This window comes from Clostridium sp. AF34-10BH (assembly GCF_003478095.1).
In the GTDB taxonomy this organism is placed as follows: domain Bacteria; phylum Bacillota; class Clostridia; order Lachnospirales; family Lachnospiraceae; genus Acetatifactor; species Acetatifactor acetigignens.
In genome coordinates this window covers 33,382-53,480 of the sequence record NZ_QUEC01000004.1, presented here as the reverse complement: position 1 = coordinate 53,480, position 20,099 = coordinate 33,382, and the positions used below count along the sequence as shown (strand labels likewise).

The following is a 20,099-nucleotide window of genomic DNA, read 5'->3' as shown; positions in this document are numbered from 1 at the left end:
ATATGGAATCCTATACTATAATACAATTTGTTTTCTCAACTTTTTTGCACTAAAAAGACCTTCTAACCAAGAAAATCTTTCTTAATAATTACAATTTTCCTTTTGAAATTTTTTCTTCAAGTTCGAAAGAATCCGCCGCTACATTTATTCCAGCCTTCTTTAAATTATCAACTATTTCCAGGCAATGGTTAAAGGTATGCGTACATATAACATATTTATTGATAAAAATAACGGCCGGATTTGGATATGGTATCCATGGCTCATTATTATACTTTGTAGACGGCGAACGATAAACATTTAATCCAGAAATGACATTGGTAAGATAAATGAGCAAAACATCTTTTTCTTTATCTTTTAAATCAAATGTGGATTGTGGGATATGATATTCATTTAAAAATCGATTTCTTATTACCTGATTTTCTTCCCATTGCTTTTCTAATGCTTCGATATTTTTTCTATACTTTTTCTTTTTTGAGTGTTTTTCCCATATAGAAACCAGAAAATCGATGAAAATTGTAAGGAATAAGCTTGCCACAAATATTAGTAAAGTAACTATGAGCGGGTTTGATAAAATACTCTGCATAAAAAACCTCCTTTTTCTTAATTAATATGAAAGAAAAGCATCGGTTTTGCCGATGCTCTTCTTTTGGTTAATTTAGTTTTGAATGATATAAGTTCTCATACCATCTAATAAACTATCTTTGACATTGAATTTCTGGTGTTCTGATAAGGTCCTTACTGTCACACCTTCGTTAACGCTTACACTTTCTCCATTTTTAAAAGCAGTTATTTCGATATCGTAGTTATCTCGATCTTCAATATCATAAGGAATCGGGAATTTAATTACTTCTGTCCGGATACCAAATCTCTGAAGATCTTCCTCGTTAGTGTCTCCGGAGCCAATCGGTTTTTCATAAAAATAATTTTTGATTGTTTCGAATCCGCTCTTGGAAAATTCACTAGGGAATTTTACCTGCAACTGATCCGCATATCCGCTTGTTCTTACAATCAGAACTCCTGTTTCGCCTTTTTTGAATGTGATATATCCATTATCTGCTACAGTATCCGAACCGCTTTTTCCTACCAGTTTTGTATGAAGAGAAAATTCTCCAAGGCCTTTAGACTCTTCCGTGATATTTCCCACGTTATCTGATACATAAATCAAGAAATTTATATCACCCTTAAATAACAAATCATCATTTATGATATTGATGGTAACCGTACCAGTCTTATCATCACTAGAAATGATACCTGGATAAGTATGTGTTGCATTATTATCCTGATTTTCAACGACAACATAAAACTCTTTTAAACCACTTTCATCATCTTTTGCCTCTAAAGTGATTTCATAATTGTCCGGATACTTTGAGATATCAATATTGTCAAAATCTTTTAAAAATTCATATCCTTCGCCAGAAAGCTGAGGTGCTTTTCCGTCAGCAATCAATACGATTTTATTCAAAGCATCAGCGGCATCGTCTGAATACGTGTAAGAGCTGTTATTGTATTTATCTGTTGTTTGATATGCCATGGCTTGTGGTGTTATGACAAATTCTGTGTTGTTGTAAACAGAGTCCATGGAATAAGCTGCATCAAGTGATACATTACGCAAATTGTTATATCGGGACATTTCGAAAAATGACGCATCTTTGATATAACTTTCATTATCTACTCCAATGACTGATTTTTTAACATCATCAATGCTGATTTTAGAAATATCACTATCATCATTTTCTCTATAATAACTTAACTTTTGTTTAGCCCCGGATTTATCAATAATATAGGATAATGCATTTATCTGATAGTTTTTGGAGGCAACTGCATCTCCAATTTCACTTATTAAGCCATTTGTTTTCAGGTAGAAGGGAGTTATTCCGTCTGCCTTCACAAAATAAGATCCGTCTTTTTCATATACATTATCATCCATTCCTCTAACGGAAATTGGAGTTGTTTCAATAGGATAAAATACTTGTCCATCGTCCGACATAGTACTGCTGATTTTCAAATGAGCCGTAGCACTAACATTACCTGCACCATCTACTGCTGCTACATGGATATATTTTGTAGTTTTATCAGACAATGAAACAATATAGCTGGTCTCAGTTTGATATATACCATTATCTTTTGTGACAATCGTATCTTCATTTTCATCAACCAGAATAACATAACCTTTAACACCAGAGGTCATAACATCTGTTGTGATATTTGATTCCAACATTGGGGCCATGGTCTCGGTGTAGAAAGATTTTACCTGGTGCTGATATGTTGTTCCGTTATCACCGGGATTATTCCAAACTACTGTTGCCTTAGAATAATCATTATCATCTTCTACAGGTTTTCTTTTAAGGACAGGCATATTAGGCATAGCTTCATCCGTTGCTATGATTCCTTTCAGTTCATTATCCTTATATAATCCAAGCTCTGCCGCCGTAATAGATACATATCCATTTCCAGTTTGCGTGCTTGCATAATCAGTTTTACCAAAATAAATTTTACCCTCTTGTGTATTAACGCGTAATCCGTTACTGCCTCCATACGAAGGGTAAGCAGATACAACTTGACCTTCTGTGTATCCACAAGCTAATTTTTTACCACCACTAAAGCTTAATCCTTTAATTCCAGCAGTAAACCAAACACTTCCTCTTAAATGGAAATTAAGATGTACGTAAATATGTGTAGTTCCTTCTGGTAAAGCAATATTTAAGTTTTGATAGAATTCGCTACTTCCAACATGATTATTACCATTCCAGGTAAAATTATCAGTAAAAGGATAATCTCTAAATTTTCCCTGTGCAATTTTTGTACCATTTTGATCCAAAATTACAAATTCAGACGGTTGCTCTTCATCGGGCAGCCAATTGGTGTTCACAATATTGTCTCCTACATCACCCCATCCTTCGCAAAAATATGAAAGATTCAATGTCGTATTGCCATTGGTGGGAATTCCTTTATATCCAGAGACATTCCACCAATTTGCTTTGTTTTCAACAATATGACATTCTCTGGACCAACCAACTCTTACTGTACAAGTACTATAATCATCATCATCTGATGTATGTCCGTTATATTGATAAGAATTTATGCCTGAGGAATCAAAACAACTATGTCCCCACATATGAGATTCCCAGTTTCCAAATGCAGGTATATATGATAAATCCTGATAACATGAACTGCTATGGTGGTGCACTACTGCAGTTCCTTGTTTTCCTCCGATATTTCCGCCACCGCCACCGGCCATTCCGTTTTCTCCGGATCCATTGCCATCAGCTCTATAGCTTCCAGAATTAGCTGCATTGCCGTTGCCCATCATGGTTGCACCGCCACCGCCACCAGCTATGGCAAAAATACCGAGTCTGTCCGTCCTCAGATAAGATGCTGATCCACCATTTCCATAAGACGTTGCTGATCCTCCAGAAAAATATTTACCTTTACCATCTTGAGAACCAACACCTACATAGACTTTTTCACCTTCATAGAAATAAATGCGGCCTGTCACAGTGCCTCCTGCACCACCGGAATAATTGCCATATTTTCCGCCTTGAGCTCCAGTTAACTTAAAATTGTATAATCCACTGTACGGAACAATATATACTTGCTCTGAATTAGCAGAATCACTATTTCTGTAAAAAGTTTTTTCTACACTATCGACATTATTTTGAATTGAATTTGCGCTTTTTACTTCAATCCAATTTCCGTTTTCTTTTTTCTGATATATTTTAAATACTTTATCAGCTGAATCTGTCTGGATCCATGATAAGTCTATAGCTCCTTTTTCATTATTTGCAGTCCAGTTTTCTACGCTGTCTGCATGAAGTGTTGACCACTTTGCATATAATGTTATATCTTCATCTGTCGAAAAATCATCCCCAGGGCCACCTATAAATATTTCACATTCAGGATCGGCATACCATCCACCAAATCTTTTCTGATCCGTTGGATCATCTCCATTCGGATAGGTTGCCTCTGGAAGTTTAAAGCTATCGCCGGCATATTGTGCTATAGCTGTATCAATGCATCCATCATACCAGACAGATTTCATTTCTGAAAAAATATTATTAGCATCGTACAATCCAAAAGCATAGCGATTTGACGCAGAAACAAATACACCATGTAATGGATCAGTAAATGTCCATCCGGAAAAATGAGTTGTTGTGTGCGTTGGCTCAATCTTATTTCCGCCTTGTGTATCATATGTAACTATTGGTCCAGCAGGTGGTGTCAATTTATTTGGATCAAGCGAATAAACAGTACGAAAACGTTGTGTAATCGTAGTTTCTCCATTGTATGATCCGCCATTAGGATCGATTATCAGAGTGGAATAAGCAGGTTTCCACTGAGCATATACTTTAATTCTTGTGTTATTGTTTTTATCACCAAGATCTAATTTATTTTGAACGATAAGGAAATCTTCTTCATCAGCTAAAGTAATGCCACTTCCGTCAGGTTTTGTATTCCACCCAGTAAAGACATATCCTGTTCTATAAAAAGTATTTACGGATAACTTTTTTTGTGGAGTAATTGTTTGACCTTCGTAAGTCGTGTAATTATTATAATAATGGTGACTATCAGATATAAATCCACCATTTGCTCCATTCCCAACATACTGAATAATATATTTATTCCATGATACTTCATCACATTTATGGCTAATATATGTAGCTGTCTCCAGATTATTGCATTTTGGATCAACGCAATTTGATACATAACAATCGCCAGTTGATAAAGTTTTTAATTGGCTAATTGTATCTTTTGATGAATAGAATAAGATACCTATTTCTCTACCACATTTAGCGCATGTGGCTATCCAGCCGGGTTGGCATTTTGTTGTTTTACATGATTGTCTGCCAAAAGAAAACCCCTTCCAGTTATTTCCATCTGGATAAGATGCATGAATGCAATAATGTTCAGGATATTCTATTGTCCATTTTGAAATTGACACATTTCCCGTGTATTCAGCTGCATATAAATGTTGCCCTTTTTCAGTCTTTGTTAAAGTAACGGGTTTGAAATATACCTCTTCTCCCATTTTACCTTCATAGATATTTCCATTATAACGGTCCAGAGTAAAAGCTTCCCCTGTTGAAGATCTTTCAATTCCGGTATTTGCAGAAACTGTCATTCCGCTTATTAAAATACCTGCAGCCAGTAACGGAAAAAGCAATTTAGTCTTAAGTTTTCCCATACCGATTCTCCTTTCTTTTTTTAATCATCTCTTAATTAATATGACAGAAAGATTGAAAGAACGGAAAATCTGCATAAAAAAGAGCTTCCCGTAGGAAACTCCTTTTTCTTATAATTTTCTGCCTAAATATTTATCCCCGTTTTTGTGAGTCATATGAGTTTTGTCTTCTTCCACCCATATTTCGGTATCCCAGGCAATTTTAGGATAAACACTGAGCATCTTTTTGGTTGTTGCGAAGGCTGTGATAAATGAAACTTCTATATCCGATCCACAATGACAGCACTTTTTGATTTCCTCAACACGGTCAATGTTGAATTCTCCCGTGCTGGAGTATGCTTCTATAAAAATTATTCGTTTGTGTTTCCTGTCATACAAAACAATATCCGGCATTTTTGTAGACTCTGAGAATACAGATATGCCCACCTCATTTAATACGGCATCATTTCTGCATAATTGCCGGTCAGATGTATCGCCGATATATAATAATTCCGCTCCTGATGCAAAAAGAGGTACAAACTCTTCCAGTATCTGTTTTTGGAGCTTATTATGAAGGGATCTTCCCAAAGAAAACGATAATTTTCCAAAATTAACAGGATATCCTTTCTCTATATCCTTGACCTGTTTTAGTTTTTCGCTGTATACGGTATGTGTTGATAGAAAGTGATTTAGTTCCTCTTGCCATCGGTCCGTTCCATAAGTCCGCAAAAGTGCCGCAAACTGTGCTGTAAATCGATAGGAATTATTTTTATCGTTTGAGGCAAGTCCAAATTTTGTTTCCATAATAGCGGCTGCCACATATTTCTTCAGTGTTTCATCCCGAAATGTTTCCCGTGAATTCTCCTGATATCCCTGTTTATCCAAACCAGCTTTGTTTGGAAAATTCTCATTGATAAACCGGATAATATCGTGGGTTCCATGATAGTTCTCAGAAGCATATTTCCATTTCATTCCCGGTTTGATTTCCGCACATGCAGCCAATGTCATTGCACACCTTGGATTATATAACTGTGGTGGCATTCCAATACTTTTTAAAATATTCCTAGCTTCGTTCAGACAGTTATAATTATAGTCTTCTATATTCTTTTTCATACTAATCTCCATTCCGCCGCCTTCAGCCGGCGGCACAAATAGTAATGAAAGTGTTTTAACTCTTTACGTTGTGCTTTAAAATAGTTTGTAAGAAGCTACACTACAAAGCACGGGAGGATAAGTTGTAACAACTTTCTTCGTTTTAGACAGCATACTAATCAGTGTAAGTTCTGCCTTTTCAAGCACAAATAAGTGGTATTATGAATCCGTACACTAAGAATTGTTTAAGCACCTTGGTTTAATTGTGTGGCAGTTCAGTCAATGGCTTCTTATCATTTGTGAAAGGAGTCCGTCTATGAAAGTTACTTATCAAACCTGTTGTGGTGTCGATGTTCATAAATCTTTTCTCGTTGCCACAATTGTAAAAACTACTGGTGGCATTGAACCTTCTTACCAAAAGAAACGCTTTTCCACCTTTAACAATTCAATTCTTGAATTCAAGCAATAGCTTCTTGACAATCACTGCCATGATGTCTGTATGGAATCCACTGGTAAATACTGGGTTCCTGTCTTTAATCTTCTGGAAGATAAAATCAATGTTGTCATTGCCAATCCTAAATGGGTAAAGGCAGTGAAAGGCAACAAAGATGATACCAAAGATTCTAAATGGATTGGGGATTTGTTCCGTCTTGGCCTTGTCAAGGGCAGCTATATTCCTTGTAAGAAAGTCCGTATTCTCAGGGAATACACTCGCTATCGCTACAAGCTTGTTTCCTGCCGTTCAAGTGAAAAGAATAGATACCAGAATGCTCTTACTGTCTGTAATGTTGCATTAGATTCTATTGTTTCCGATATCTTTGGGAAGTCATCCACGTCTATTATCGACTATCTGCTTGAACAATCGGGTACATCCATTAACCACGAAGAAATCGCATCTAAACTTCTTCGGAGCCTCAAATCCAAAGAAGATGCTGTTATAGAATCCGTCGAAGGATATCAGATGACTGATGCCCAAAAATACCGTATGCGTCTTGTCCGCGCACATATGGATTATATCACAGCCGAAATCAACGATGTTGATAAAATGATAGAAAATATGATTTCTTCTAATCCTGATTTTGAAAATGCTGTCCAGTTCCTCTGTACCATTCCGGGTGTCAAACGTGATAGTGCAATCACTATCATCTCCGAAACCGGTACGGATATGTCTCAGTTCTCAAGTTCCAAACGTTTATGTTGCTGGGCTGGTTTAACACCTGGCAGCAATGAATCTGCTGGTAAGAAGAAATCTGTTCGGATTACACGTGCCGGAGTCTACCTCAAACCTGCATTAGTACGGTGTGCTCATGCAGCCGTAAAATCTGACAAATCTCCTTACTACAAAAAGAAATATGAATCTCTTGTTAAACGTCGTGGCAAGAAAAGAGCCATTATCGCAATTGCCCGTATGATTCTTACCGCCATCTACCAGATGCTGTCTACTGGCGAGCAGTGGAATCCGAGCGACCTTTATAAAATCGATATGCCTGTAGCTCTTGTTGAAAAACAAAAGGCAAAAGCTATCAAGCAGGCTAAGAAACTGTTGCAGCGGGAGGGACTCCTTCCTCCTGATGAGCCATTAGCTTCTTAATCCAATTTTTTAACTCTATAACACTTCAAAAAGTTGCCTGCCTTAGACAGCTTATTCAAGTGCGCCAGTTTATGGCTTTCCTCTACTTTCTTTCACACTATTTCCTCTTTTCTTAAAGGGAAGTAATTCAGTTCCCTCGCATTTACCTGCGTACTGCCGTTTATAAGCCGGAAATAAACATCATATTCATCACTTGATAAAATTTTATGAATATTTTCAGCTTCTTTTTGAGAAAGTGGAGTTCCGTCTTTTTTTACCAAATAATTTACATGGTTTTCTATGGAAATATATTCTTTATTATTTTTACTAATATAGCAACAGGATTGAAGGCGGCGTTTTTCTTCTTTCGCAGTAAGCCGTTTTACAAAAACCGAGTTTGCATTTCGAACCAACAGCTTGGTTGCTTTTCCGGAAATGTATTGAGCTTTTCCACTATATACGGGAAATTTTAATCTTCCACCGTTTACATTGCTTGGACGGAACATTGGTATATATCCGTCTTTAGGCTCTTCTGATATCATTTCTTTTGCGCGAAATTCCACAACCGGACCTGTCTTAAACTGATAACCAAGACTATCGAAAGTATCAGTAATATTACTCATATCCCGTATAATACGAATATCATCTTCATTTGTCGGGATTAACAGATAACTTTCCTCTCCTACCGACTTTATCAAATCCGCAGGAACCGAAAGTGTCTTTTCTAGCTGCATGTAAGAATCACTGGAAACATTAATCTCAATTTTCTCTATTTGTTCTTTTTCCTTTTTTCCAAAAAGGATCATTGTTTCCTGCAAGACTTGTTCTCCTGAAAAAACAGTATCTCGGTCTGAGAAAATATGGATTTTTTCTATATCTGTTTTTAAAATAGCCTTCCGTACTTCGGTATAATAAAGTCCGGATACCCAGGAACGTGGCGTAATATAGATATATTGACCATCTTCCTTTAACAACTCCAACCCTTTCGCCATAAAAAGACCATATAAATTTGGCTGGCCGTAAACATAATCTTTCATGGCAATAGCTTCTTTAGAGTTTTTCGCTATTTTCTTATACGGAGGGTTAGATATAACTATGTCATATTTCTGCGATATATCTATGGCAAAAAAACTGTCAGACCATATCGTATAACGAAATATAATATTATGGTTTTCACAGATATTTTGTATATAGTCGGCATTTTTCTTCAGTAATGGAAGAATAATAGGATCATTTTCAACGAAAGTGACTTTTATGCTTCGGCAGCCGTCAAGCGCTAAAAGATGTTCCATGATTCCCGCTGTTAGTATTCCGCTCCCGGCTCCGGCATCCAGTATATCCAGATGCTCTTTTGCCATGGTCCATTTCCCCATATAGGCGGCAATATTCACAGGAGTAAAGAACTGTCCTTTTTTCTTTCGGACATCTTTTCCCTCGTTTTTCATATATTTAGTTGTTTCTTCATAAATATATCCGAGCATATTACCTCCATAAAATTCGAATATATGTTCATTATAAACAGTGGTTAAAGGAAAGTCAAATAAAAGAGCCTCCGCAGAGACTCTTTTATTTATCAATCTTATGCAATTACGTCATCGGATGTGTCTACGCTATTTTCTTCACTTGTGGTAGACGTGTCGGAACTATTTGCCTCAGATTCCGTATCAGGAGCTGGTGTGGGAGTATCACCATAAAGATCCTTTAATACATCATCAACGGAAGGTACATCGGGCTGAGAATGATCTCTTAACTCGGCTCCGCAGCGGCTGCACCAGCCGTCGCCATTATCTACGCATCCAAGAGAATCAATGGATCCACTATTAATTACTGCTCCGCATAAGTCACAGGTTTCTTCCCACCAGCCGCCGGATGTACATGTGGGTTCTGTTGTAGTATGTCTGGTTGTACTACCATGACCACCTTGAGGATAATAATCTTTTCCAAGATATTCTCCACAAAGATTACAATACAATTCTCCGTATCCATCATGCTGACAATTAGCTTCTACAACTGCTACGCTTCTGCAGGATGTATGAGCACACGCAGGCTGAGGAGTTGCGGTTGCAGCAGGTTTGGCTGTGGGCTGAGGAGTTGCTGCCGGTTTTGCCGTTTCCGTAGGTTTGGTAGTCGCTTTCGGTTTTGCTGTCGCAGTGGGTTTTGCCGTAGATCCAGGCTTTGCTGTTGCTGTAGTCTTATTTGAAGCAGTTGCTACGCTACCTGTTTTCCCGCTACTATTCGAAGCAGTTGTTGCCTTCGGGGTTGCTGTCGGCTTTGCTGTCGTCGCAGGTGCCGATGTCTCCTTTGGCTTTTCTGATGTCTTAGGAGCTTCCGTTGTTGCAGCGGCAATTGTTGACTGTGCGGCATCTACTGCTTCCGCGGTATTAACCGGCTTATCTTCCTTGGTTTCTTCAAGACTGCTTTCTTCAGTTGTCTCAGCAGTTTCAACGACAGTTTCGGTAGTCGCTGTCTCTGTTGCTTCTGTGGCCTTATTACCACAGGCTGTCATAGACATGATCATGATCCCGGCAAGGACCATTGTTAATACTTTCTTTTTCATTTGATTACCTCCAAATATATGTTGTATTGTTTAGTTGTGATCCATTTGATAAATTCATTATAACACATATTCAAAGGAATACAAATTTCTGCATGGAAATTTTTGTGTTAAAATTTATCACGGATCTAAAATTGTTACAGCGAAGTGAGTCATATATTTTTCTCCTTCTTGCTATTTTATGATTCCACAATTAATATGATAGAATTCTTTGCTGAAAAACTCTGACATATTAATATTAGATCGATAGCAAGGAGTTATATATTGTATATATGTCGCTTGCCTAATGTAATAATACAAAAGGAAAGGAGGAATATTGTATGAATGGCGGCGGAGGTCCTGCATTTTAATCAGAAATATTAAATATGCTATAAACTTGAAAAAAGGTACTCTGTAATGAGTGCCTTTTTTGTGTAAATAATTCTAGCACGAGATTATACATGGAAAATATACTCCCTCGGCATGTTTTTCTTGCATTGCAATTACAATTCACACTCCGTACCGGGAGCGCCTATTCCCTTACGATTGTTAGGACATTAAGCGAGAATCCTCGGTTATTCAATCGCCGAGATGAAAACGCAAGCAACTCCATACAGGAGTTTCTTTCTGATTTTATGGTATGCTATATGTATGAAAGAAAATCTTATAGTTTACCGCACATCCGTATGTAACATTAACTACCATGTGGTCTTCTGTTCTTCTGTATTAAAACAACCAGTTTTATAGAGTGGAAATTTCTGCACAAAAAAGAGCGAATAACACATTCGCTCTTCTCATATTAGGCAATAGACAAAATTTCAAATTTTTCGTTAAATGTTGCAACCATAGATGTTCTTTCGATTTTGTCATTCCATGCGCCCAGGTCATTGCCATATTCGTCTTCGGTCACAGTTTTTAAGACACGATCGAAATGAACGGTGAATTTTCCGGTAACTTCATCCAGGAGGATGTTAGATATAGTTATATCCTCGTAATAATGTACACCACGATAGTTTTCATAATCATTATCTATTCCGAATTTTATTCTCAGTTTGTTTTTTATTCTTTCTTCCATAAAAAATTCCTCCGATTTTCATTTTTATTATTATGAAAGAAAATAAATGCAAATTTCCATTGACAAATAGATTCACTGCTATTATGAAAGAAAAATAATATAGAGGATTTTTTACAAAAATAAAAGAGCGAAATAATTCACTCTTCTATTTTACATATTATTGATATTGTCGGCGTGCCCGAAAACGCCGACATTGATGACAATATTCCCTTCGAGGGTTAATTTTTCCTGCATTTATTAAACAGAAAGAAAATTATTCCAGCCAGGTAAGTCCGCTGCAGCCGGAGGTCTCAAAGTAGTATACCGTAAAATCCAACAGGTGCCATTGCGGTCTGTACCAGGACGGAGATCGTAGCTGAAATGCCGATTGTGTGGAAGTCTACAACATCCTGAGACTCTATTTGCAGGAAAAAGATCCGGCTTCTATTCCGGATCTCTCTTTCTTTGATATTTCTTAACATGTTTTTCTTGCATTGCAATTACAATTCACGCTCCGTACTGGAAGCGGCACTTGTTTGCCTTGCATATTTATTGATTTTATTATTTCAATTCACGCTCCTGTAAAAGAGCGCCTTTACTTTCAGAACAAATTGATGAAGATTTATTACAATTCACGCTCTCATACCAAGCGTTCTACCCTCCATAAGAAGTTTCACTTTTCAATTTCAATTCACGCTTCTGCATAAGGAGTGCCTTTCACCATCAAAATATGACATAATGTTATATATATTACAATTCACACTCCCGCATAAGGAACGCCCAAATGCAAACATCATATTCCTTGGAAGTGCCACAACATTCTTAAGATGGATATAGGAAATTTCAATTCACTCCTCTACATAGGAAGAGTCAAAAACAAGCATACGAGATGTTGGCCATTGCTATTGCAATTCACGCTCCCACAAAGGAAGCGATATGCTTATATGAGTGTATCTGAATTTCGAAGCCGATTACAATTCACGTTCCAACGTAGGAGCGCTATAATAGGTGCTACTTTGAGGTTTGTTTCAATTCACGCTCCCATGTAGGGAGCGTAATCATAGATGTATATTACCAGATCAACGTATTGGAATTACAATTCACACTCCCACGTAGGGAGCGTCCTTCTAACCAATTACTTAAATCACGTGAAGAAGTATTACAATTCACGCTCCTGCGAAGGGCGTGTCACAATCCAAAAATGTGTAACACTATATGTATAGATTACAATTCACTCTTCTACAAGGAAGAGTCAAAAACAAGCATACGAGATGTTGGCCATTGCTATTGCAATTCACGCTCCCACAAAGGAAGCGATATGTTTATATGAGTGTATCTGAATTTCGAAGCCGATTACAATTCACGTTCCCGTACCGAAACGTTTTTTAGTCTGTATTAAGCCAATTTCCTCTTTCCTATTATAATTTACGCCCCTTACTTGGAGTGCTATATCGATTCGCTCAGTACGAAATTTTTCTGATATTACAGTTCACATTCTAGCAATAGATTGTCTTGAAAGCGAAAACTATGCTGAATAACGAAGCCATTACAATTCACGTTCCAACGTAGGAGCGCTATAATAGGTGCTGTTTTGAGTGTAATAGGAGCTATTTTAAGGTTCATTTCAATTCACGCTCCCGCATAGGGAGCGCCATAATAGCAAAAATGCTAATTTATTATTTTAGATATTACAATTCACACTCCCATGTATGGAGCGCCCCATAGATCTTGGTATTGGCGTATACATTTTACAATTCACGCTCCCGTATAGGGAGCGTCACAGGTAGCTACTATCTTCATAATTAATATGTTAATTACAATTCACGCTCCCGTATAGGGAGCGTCGGCAATATATAGACAAATAATATTACTCAAACCAAAATATTGTACAATCTATCTTCACTACGTACATAACATTATAATATCTCACCTGATTTTTTATATTTAAGGTGCGGATCTCCCGGTAATTTCCTGTTCACTTCCAATCCGCACCTTAATCCTTTTACAGATCGATAACAAATACTTCGACATCTTCCGGCATATTTTCCATATTTACGCTGATATTATAATCATCCATGGAATGAGGATAATCTTCGTCATTTACCTTTTCGATTTTTACTCGGTCTGCATACTTTTTAAGAGATCCGGTAGCTCTTTCATTACCGTGTTTGAATACGATAAGCTTTTCTGTACACATGCCGTTTCTGCATGCAGACAGATCATTGTCATACATGGAACAAATAGTTTCAAAGAGCAGCGCAAGATCTTCATCTGTTACTGCATTCTTTTTTCCCTGACATGCCATATATCTGCCAAATGCCTTATACAAACCAAATTCTACAACGGGCTTTGTAGCAAATTCTCCTCCGGCATTTTCTCCGCGGGCCTCTGTTGTATGTGCATTTCTTACGCACTTGGTCTGACGGATATAAATAGGATCCTCGCTGACACCATAGTTGATCTGAACAGCTCCGGTTACATGTGCATTTGTATCCTTCATTTTACCAGTGCTTAAAACTGCACCAAACATACGGACATCATAAAAATGATTCAACATATAATTAACAGCAGATACGGAATCGACTTTGCTTTTCTTATCCGTTGCGGGGAACATATCGGCAACCTGGTCCGTAATTGCATTCAGATAGATCTCCGGCTGAATAAAAATCTTATTCTTTTCAGTATCAATTTCTCCCATTTCCGCAAGCTGGATAATACGATCTCTGATTTTTCTCTTCAAGCAGTCATTTGTAATCTCTCCACATCCTGTTTCTGGATTCCGTCTGGGCTGATTATCAAAATCCGGATCGCCATTGGGATTACTGTAAGTACATGAATTAAGTAATACAAAGTCATAAGTGCAATTTGCGTCGATAGGAATGTTTCTGAATTTCATAATATTATTCTCCTTTTGTTATGTAATATGTTAAATAAGTTATTGACTATTTGCGAATTATGCAATCGCTGTATCTGCATTGCCAGCTGTTTCTTCCGTATCTGAGTCAGAAACTTTTTTAGCAGAAAATAAAGCCGTCTTTTGCTGAGCCAGTCCGACAAAGAAGAAACTTCTGTCTCTGTCATTTAATTTCTTTGGAATTCCATCTTCGAATTTATCAAGAATACTGTTAATCAGCTTATCATAATAAACCCTGGTTCCTTTATTTTTTGCTCTTGCGAGATAATACTCTTTATAATGTAATATCTGAATAAAAGCATCTGCCGGATACATGGATACGGAAGCAATCCTTGTTGTGATCAGTCCCTTATTCGGTTTTGGATCCGCCGTTACATACTGTAAAGAATCAACGGCAGCCAACAGGCGTCCGCATAAGTATCCCGCATTTGTATTGTCTTCATTTAACATTTCAGTTAATACCTCACATTCATTTTTTGTATTTTTCATCAACCAGGATTTTAATATTCCAACCTGAATATAAAACCTGCTGCTGAAAAAGTTTCTTTCTACGGATAGTCTTAATAATGCTCTTTGAGCTATATTAAACGATGCGTATCCATCATAGAAAGCAGACCGACGAATTTCTCTCAGCATATACTCTTCTTTGTTCAGGACATTATTTGCGTTTGCAATATCCGGGAATAAAACATTTCGTATGTTCTTATATGAACGGATTGTTTTTTTAGAACCAATCTGCAAAGACTCCTGAAATTTAACTACGTTTTCAACAATATTCGAAAATGTTGAATAGCTATAGTTTTTTACAATAATTCTTCCTTTCGTTCCGACATCCAGTTCAAGGATTCGAAAATCACTATTAGCAACTTCTCCAAGTAATAAATCCAACCTGTCTCTATCCAGGATTCCGCAATGGACACATTCAAATAACTTGCGGATTTTTTCTTCCATGGCTTCGTCCATATTATATTGATCCAGTAATCCAGAATAAATTTCTTCTGCTCTTTCGCTTCCGTCCATGGACCAGAAAACAAATACGCTGTTACCTTCTTTAAAATTATGTTTTGAACCACTGGCTGCCAAATAGTTCAAAGCGCGGGTGTACTTTTCCATATCATAAACGGAAGTCCCGCATGTATTTGCATCTAACAGACCATAACTTACTGCCGCCTCGAAATTATTGCAGGCAAATGTGATTCCGCTTCCACCCCACATTCCGGTTATCTGATTATGGACACTTGCAATCGGAACCAATGTTTTTCCATCCTGCTGGCTGATGCCGTTATAATTCGACTTTTCCAATAACCTCTGTTTGAAGATAACATCATCCCAACGCTTTCTTAATGCGGGATCTTCATGCAAAAAGCTACATTCCGGGTCATCGACACAAATAATATAATTAAGAGACAATACCTTCTGTGCCGTATTTGTTTCAAGAAATGGCTCAAAAACCGGATTGTTCATCCATTTTTCCGGATTCCATTTTTCAACAAATCTTCGATAAGCGTTTACTACCGGCGAGTCTACCTTATTTGGATCATCTTCATCTCCAAGAGCTTTTAATGTTTCTTCCATCAGCTTATCATGCAATTCGAGAAAGCCGTTCTTATTCTTTTTAATAACAATTGTTTTCTTATCTTTGTCAAATTCCATTCCAAAAAGATATTTTCCTCGAATTTCCGGGATTCGGATATTTCCTTTTGTGGAATTAGCAAATGTTGTCTGGATCACTATTCCCGGCTTTTCTTCGGAAGCCAAGGATTCGATCTTTGTAATGCACCCATCAATAGATAAATGAATACAATAATGAGCAATTTTATTCTCATAGCCGCAAGGCAAGATTTTTCCAGCCTTTTCTAATTTTTCACAATAATCTACCAAATCAAGGACCAGTCCCTTATTCTGCGTCATTATGCCTCCTCCACGGTGATTATTCCATTTTTCATAAGAGCATGATAAAATGTAGGATCCGCTGCTTCATTCCATACCGGATTATCCCAGTTATTATTATCCGGGTGTCCACCGTTCCTGAATTTCATACGGCATCTCATGAACCCATAGTCGATATCTCCAGAGGTTTTCATTTCTTCGTCCATATTTTCGCATATGGCCTTTTCAAAATTATCAATCCAGGTTACATCAGCGATACATTCTGAACATCCTAAGAAGGGGGTACGGAACTCACTCTGTTCCATAAATCTACGTTTTATGATTTCCCGGTATTTATTTTTGATGTTTACCCCTGATGCAAGATCTCTTTCTACTCTGTTCGGAAGTAAGAAAACTTCTACCTGAATAATGTATTTTGGATTTACCAGATATCCTGTATTTCTTTGTGTGCGGCTGTCCTTGACAGAAATTCCTGTAGTATAATTCGTAGCCTTTGCCTTATCTTTTATTTCATTACGCTTTATATTACGATATTTAGGTTTACGGCACACGGCAATCTTTTTGATCCGGTACTCGATAGGCGGTTTCCAGAAAATCTGTTTCAGCATTCCCTCTAACGCTCCAGGAGTGGGAATGGGATAGGAAAATCTGTCTGTTTTAAATTCCTGGGCCGTAAAACATGCCAGTTCAGCTTCTGCCATAACATTAAATGTCATAATTTTTTCGGGGCTACTCATATCTGATCTCCTTTCTCTTTATCTATTGTTATTATGACAGATTCTAAGAAGTTTGGTAATTTCTGCACAGATAATTTTGAAACTTTTCATTACCGTGTTTGAATACGATAAGCTTTGCTGTACACATTTCGTTTTTGGATGCGAACAGATCATTGTTATACATGGAACATCAGTTGCTTTTTCGCAGCTTTTCTTTTTTGCCTGAGCAATACAAAAGCTCCCCGGAGGGAGCTTAAAATTAATTGGTTCTGATTCCGGTACATTGGAAGAAAATATCAGCATCAAAGTTTGGTATTCCCTTGATGATATTTTTCTGATAGTCAGTCAGAGCATTCCACCACAACTGACCACATTCAGATTCATCAAGCACTTTGATGTACCCGCCTGTTGTTTCATAGGTTGGATGTGCTGCCTTTTCCGTATCAGTCATATCTTCTTTATGTACCCATTCAACAACATTCTTTGGTATCTGATTCAGTAAATATCTTGCATCTGAATCTATCCATTCACGATATGTCATGCTTGACGGCTTATTGAATAGCCTGATCTTCTGTTCTTTTGTGTTAAAACAGCCAGTATTAAAAGACGATTTGTTCCAATCCCCGGTGTTCCAATCCCCGGTGTTCCTGTTTCCGGTATTCCTGTCTCCGGTGTTCCTGTTTCCGGTGTTGCCGTTTCCGGTATTCCCGTTTCCGGTATTCCCGTCTCCGGTATTCCCGTTTCCGGTGTTGCCGTTTCCGGTATTCCCGTTTCCGGTATTCCCGTTTCCGGTATTCCCGTTTCCGGTATTCCCGTTTCCGGTGTTCCTGTCTCCGGTGTTCCAGTCCCCGGTGTTGCAGTTCCCGGTGTTGCAGTTCCCGGTGTTGCAGTTCCCGGTGTTGCCGTCCCCGGTGTTGCAGTTCCCGGTGTTCCAATCCCCGGTGTTGCAGCGACCCGTGCAATTTTTTCCGATATTGACGATTCGCAGCACTTCATCCCACGGGATTTCACGCACGATTTCCAGTTTATCAGTACATGACTTGTCATTTTCTGTCTGCACTTCACCATAAGCAATGACTTCTGCAACCTTGTTATTGCTGTCAAAACTATAATAATTGAAGCAGTCGGCAGCAGTTTGACAGAAGTGCATACCGTGAAAGCAAACAACAAGTTCCCCTTCTTCCTCAAATTTTCCGGGGCAAGTGTATTGTTTAGTGTTGCCATTAGGTGAACAAGTCCAATCAGATCTGAACACCTTGAACCCATGCACTACATTCTGAACGGTATTATTTTTCATTATCTTTTCTCCTTTTCTCTTTTTTGTTTATATTATTATGACAGAAAACAATATTGATTTATTTTGTGTAAAAAAGCCATGAAGGGAACTTGAAATCAAATTTCAAGTGCCTCTTAATCAGATTTTTATCAGGTGCATCTACAATCCTTTGGTTCTTTCATTACGTTTTTCTCCTGTTATCTTTGCTTTCCTTTAATATGAAAGAAAACGGATATCTATAGACATAAAAATATCCCCGGCCAGCCTGACCGGGGAACGCATCAAAGATAATTGGGGGAAGTCGGTTGTTTTGTTAACCGATGATCATATTATAGCAGATATTAAAATGTACGCAAATTTCTGCACAAAAATTTTTCAGAGAAAAACTCCGGAAAAGACCGGAGCTAATTTCTCTTTTTACCTTCGATGATGATACAGTCGCCATCGGTGGTGATATTTTTCAGGTATTCCTTTGCTGTCCTGTATTCTTCCATGTAAACAACATGATCATGGGCTCGCTTGCATTTTTCCTCAAGCATGGCAATGTAGATAGCCAGATTCATATCGGAAAACATCTCTTTTTCGTTATAGCCGTTCTCGCAGGTAAACATATATATTGATACCATGCAGTTTGCTTTTGACAGCCAGTATGCCGTCTTTGAATTAAACGCGTTCTTGATCGGGGTAGCGACATACTCCCCAATAACGATCTGCTTATATTCTTTCTGTTTATTCATATTCTTTTCCTTTCAGATTTTTTCCAGACATCCATCTTCGGCCCGAACGTACTTGCCATCATTTTTCAGCTTCAGGCAGAGTAATTCATTGTTTCTGTGCGGCAACGATAATTCGATCTCATTAAAAACGATCCGGCCCCTCGCCATATCCCTGCGCAAAAAATTTAATACCTTTCTTTGCTTCACTTATCAGCGTATTTTTCTCCTATACTTCTTCCAGATATTTACGGATTACTGCTTCCGCTCTCTTCTGAAATCGTTTATAATCTGTGGCTGTTACGATAGATTTAAGATCTGTCAGCCAGAGATTGTGATACCAATCGTCATCGGATTCATATAAGTTTATGGATATTCCTCTTCTTCCATAATCCCTTATAGTCTCCCACTGAATATCGGCGATATATCGCCCTGCGTCTGTATCAATCAGAACATATCCATAAATATCCAGTGTCCGATCAGTGTTCAGCCGCGTCAGATCCTTTGTTGTAAATCTATGCCAGTCGAACTTAATATCTCTTTGCATTTTTTCTTTCCTCCATTTCTCTATTTGATAATTTTATTATGAAAGAAAAAGCCCTCCGGAATTTTCCGGATGGCTTAAATAGTCATTTTGCGTTCTTTTTCTTTTCTACCCATTTGTCCACGACAATCTTGACGTCTTTCGGTTCCGGCTCTTTGAAAATTCTGCATAAAAATAGCGCCATGAGGGCGCTATTTCTTATAATTCAATCAGCTGTTTCGCACACCAGCTCTGCATCATTGCTTTATAAGCATTCTCATAATGTTTCGGCTTTTTCCATACAATTTCTCTATGAGAGAACCCGTCGTATCTGTTCGGAACATTGATCCAGCCTCTGTGACCAAAATTCTTACCGAATCTCTCTGCTTCCAGAAGTGTTTCTGCCGTGATTTCACGAAACGGATCTTCATTGTAACGACATCCCTGTCCAAATTCGCGGGAAGGCTCATAATGATATACGATATTGAGTCCGTCTGATTCAAAATCGATCGACATCCAGGAATTGTTCGGGGTAATCACATACAGCCATTCCGACGTTTCGCTCTGAAACAAAAATGATCTGAATCCTTCCGGTTTAATTTCTGCCGCCAGTCCTCTGTAAAAATTAATCTCTTCATTCATCATAAAAATACTCTTCCT

General features: G+C 37.8%; 14 protein-coding genes and 1 pseudogene. 2 read left to right on the top strand and 13 right to left on the bottom strand.

The annotated features are described in order from the left end of the window. Positions 1-88 precede the first annotated feature (88 nt). From DWZ61_RS04560 to DWZ61_RS04550, 3 genes are all read right to left on the bottom strand, one after another. Complete coding sequence (locus DWZ61_RS04560) at positions 89-583, bottom strand: hypothetical protein (protein ID WP_118537575.1); 495 nt, start codon at positions 581-583, stop codon at positions 89-91. A gap of 72 nt (positions 584-655) precedes the next feature. After that, the gene (locus tag DWZ61_RS04555) at positions 656-5,182 is read right to left on the bottom strand and encodes an InlB B-repeat-containing protein (protein WP_118537574.1); all 4,527 of its coding nucleotides are present in this window, start codon (positions 5,180-5,182) and stop codon (positions 656-658) included. Between the two features lie 108 nt (positions 5,183-5,290). Next, positions 5,291-6,271: a BsuBI/PstI family type II restriction endonuclease gene (locus DWZ61_RS04550; protein ID WP_182426986.1), complete on the bottom strand. Its 981-nt coding sequence runs from the start codon at positions 6,269-6,271 to the stop codon at positions 5,291-5,293. 295 nt (positions 6,272-6,566) lie between these two features. On the opposite strand from DWZ61_RS04550, the gene DWZ61_RS20450 reads away from it, so the two are divergent. Next, positions 6,567-6,719, top strand: coding sequence for a hypothetical protein (locus DWZ61_RS20450; RefSeq protein WP_347475412.1), 153 nt, complete (start codon positions 6,567-6,569; stop codon positions 6,717-6,719). A 27-nt stretch (positions 6,720-6,746) separates the two neighbouring features. Beyond that, positions 6,747-7,841, top strand: a pseudogene (locus tag DWZ61_RS04545) (IS110 family transposase); the annotation flags it as partial. A gap of 92 nt (positions 7,842-7,933) precedes the next feature. Here the strand turns inward: DWZ61_RS04545 and DWZ61_RS04540 are convergent. From DWZ61_RS04540 to DWZ61_RS04495, 10 genes are all read right to left on the bottom strand, one after another. Continuing rightward, complete coding sequence (locus DWZ61_RS04540) at positions 7,934-9,301, bottom strand: N-6 DNA methylase (protein ID WP_118537572.1); 1,368 nt, start codon at positions 9,299-9,301, stop codon at positions 7,934-7,936. A 98-nt stretch (positions 9,302-9,399) separates the two neighbouring features. Beyond that, on the bottom strand, positions 9,400-10,356 hold the full coding sequence (locus DWZ61_RS04535; protein WP_147354673.1) for a hypothetical protein: 957 nt from the start codon (positions 10,354-10,356) through the stop codon (positions 9,400-9,402). Positions 10,357-11,152: 796 nt separating this feature from the next. Beyond that, positions 11,153-11,428, bottom strand: coding sequence for a hypothetical protein (locus DWZ61_RS04530; RefSeq protein ID WP_118537570.1), 276 nt, complete (start codon positions 11,426-11,428; stop codon positions 11,153-11,155). Between the two features lie 1,981 nt (positions 11,429-13,409). Beyond that, positions 13,410-14,303 carry a type I CRISPR-associated protein Cas7 gene (locus DWZ61_RS04525; RefSeq protein ID WP_118537569.1) on the bottom strand — a complete coding sequence of 298 codons (894 nt, stop codon included), beginning with the start codon at positions 14,301-14,303 and terminating at the stop codon, positions 13,410-13,412. A gap of 57 nt (positions 14,304-14,360) precedes the next feature. After that, a complete protein-coding gene (locus DWZ61_RS04520) occupies positions 14,361-16,232 on the bottom strand; it encodes a type I-C CRISPR-associated protein Cas8c/Csd1 (RefSeq protein ID WP_118537568.1) in 1,872 nt (623 codons plus the stop codon). Next, complete coding sequence (cas5c, locus tag DWZ61_RS04515; protein WP_118537567.1) at positions 16,232-16,948, bottom strand: type I-C CRISPR-associated protein Cas5c; 717 nt, start codon at positions 16,946-16,948, stop codon at positions 16,232-16,234. Before cas5c ends, DWZ61_RS04520 begins: the two co-directional genes overlap by 1 nt. 238 nt (positions 16,949-17,186) lie before the next feature. After that, complete coding sequence (locus DWZ61_RS04510; protein WP_118537566.1) at positions 17,187-18,224, bottom strand: pentapeptide repeat-containing protein; 1,038 nt, start codon at positions 18,222-18,224, stop codon at positions 17,187-17,189. A 383-nt stretch (positions 18,225-18,607) separates the two neighbouring features. Then, entirely contained in the window at positions 18,608-18,940 is a 333-nt protein-coding gene (locus DWZ61_RS04505) for a hypothetical protein (RefSeq protein ID WP_118537565.1), read from the bottom strand. Positions 18,941-19,145: 205 nt separating this feature from the next. Continuing rightward, positions 19,146-19,463, bottom strand: a complete 318-nt coding sequence (locus DWZ61_RS04500) for a hypothetical protein (RefSeq protein ID WP_118537564.1) — start codon at positions 19,461-19,463, stop codon at positions 19,146-19,148. A 195-nt stretch (positions 19,464-19,658) separates the two neighbouring features. Further along, complete coding sequence (locus DWZ61_RS04495; protein ID WP_118537563.1) at positions 19,659-20,084, bottom strand: hypothetical protein; 426 nt, start codon at positions 20,082-20,084, stop codon at positions 19,659-19,661. Positions 20,085-20,099 lie beyond the last annotated feature (15 nt).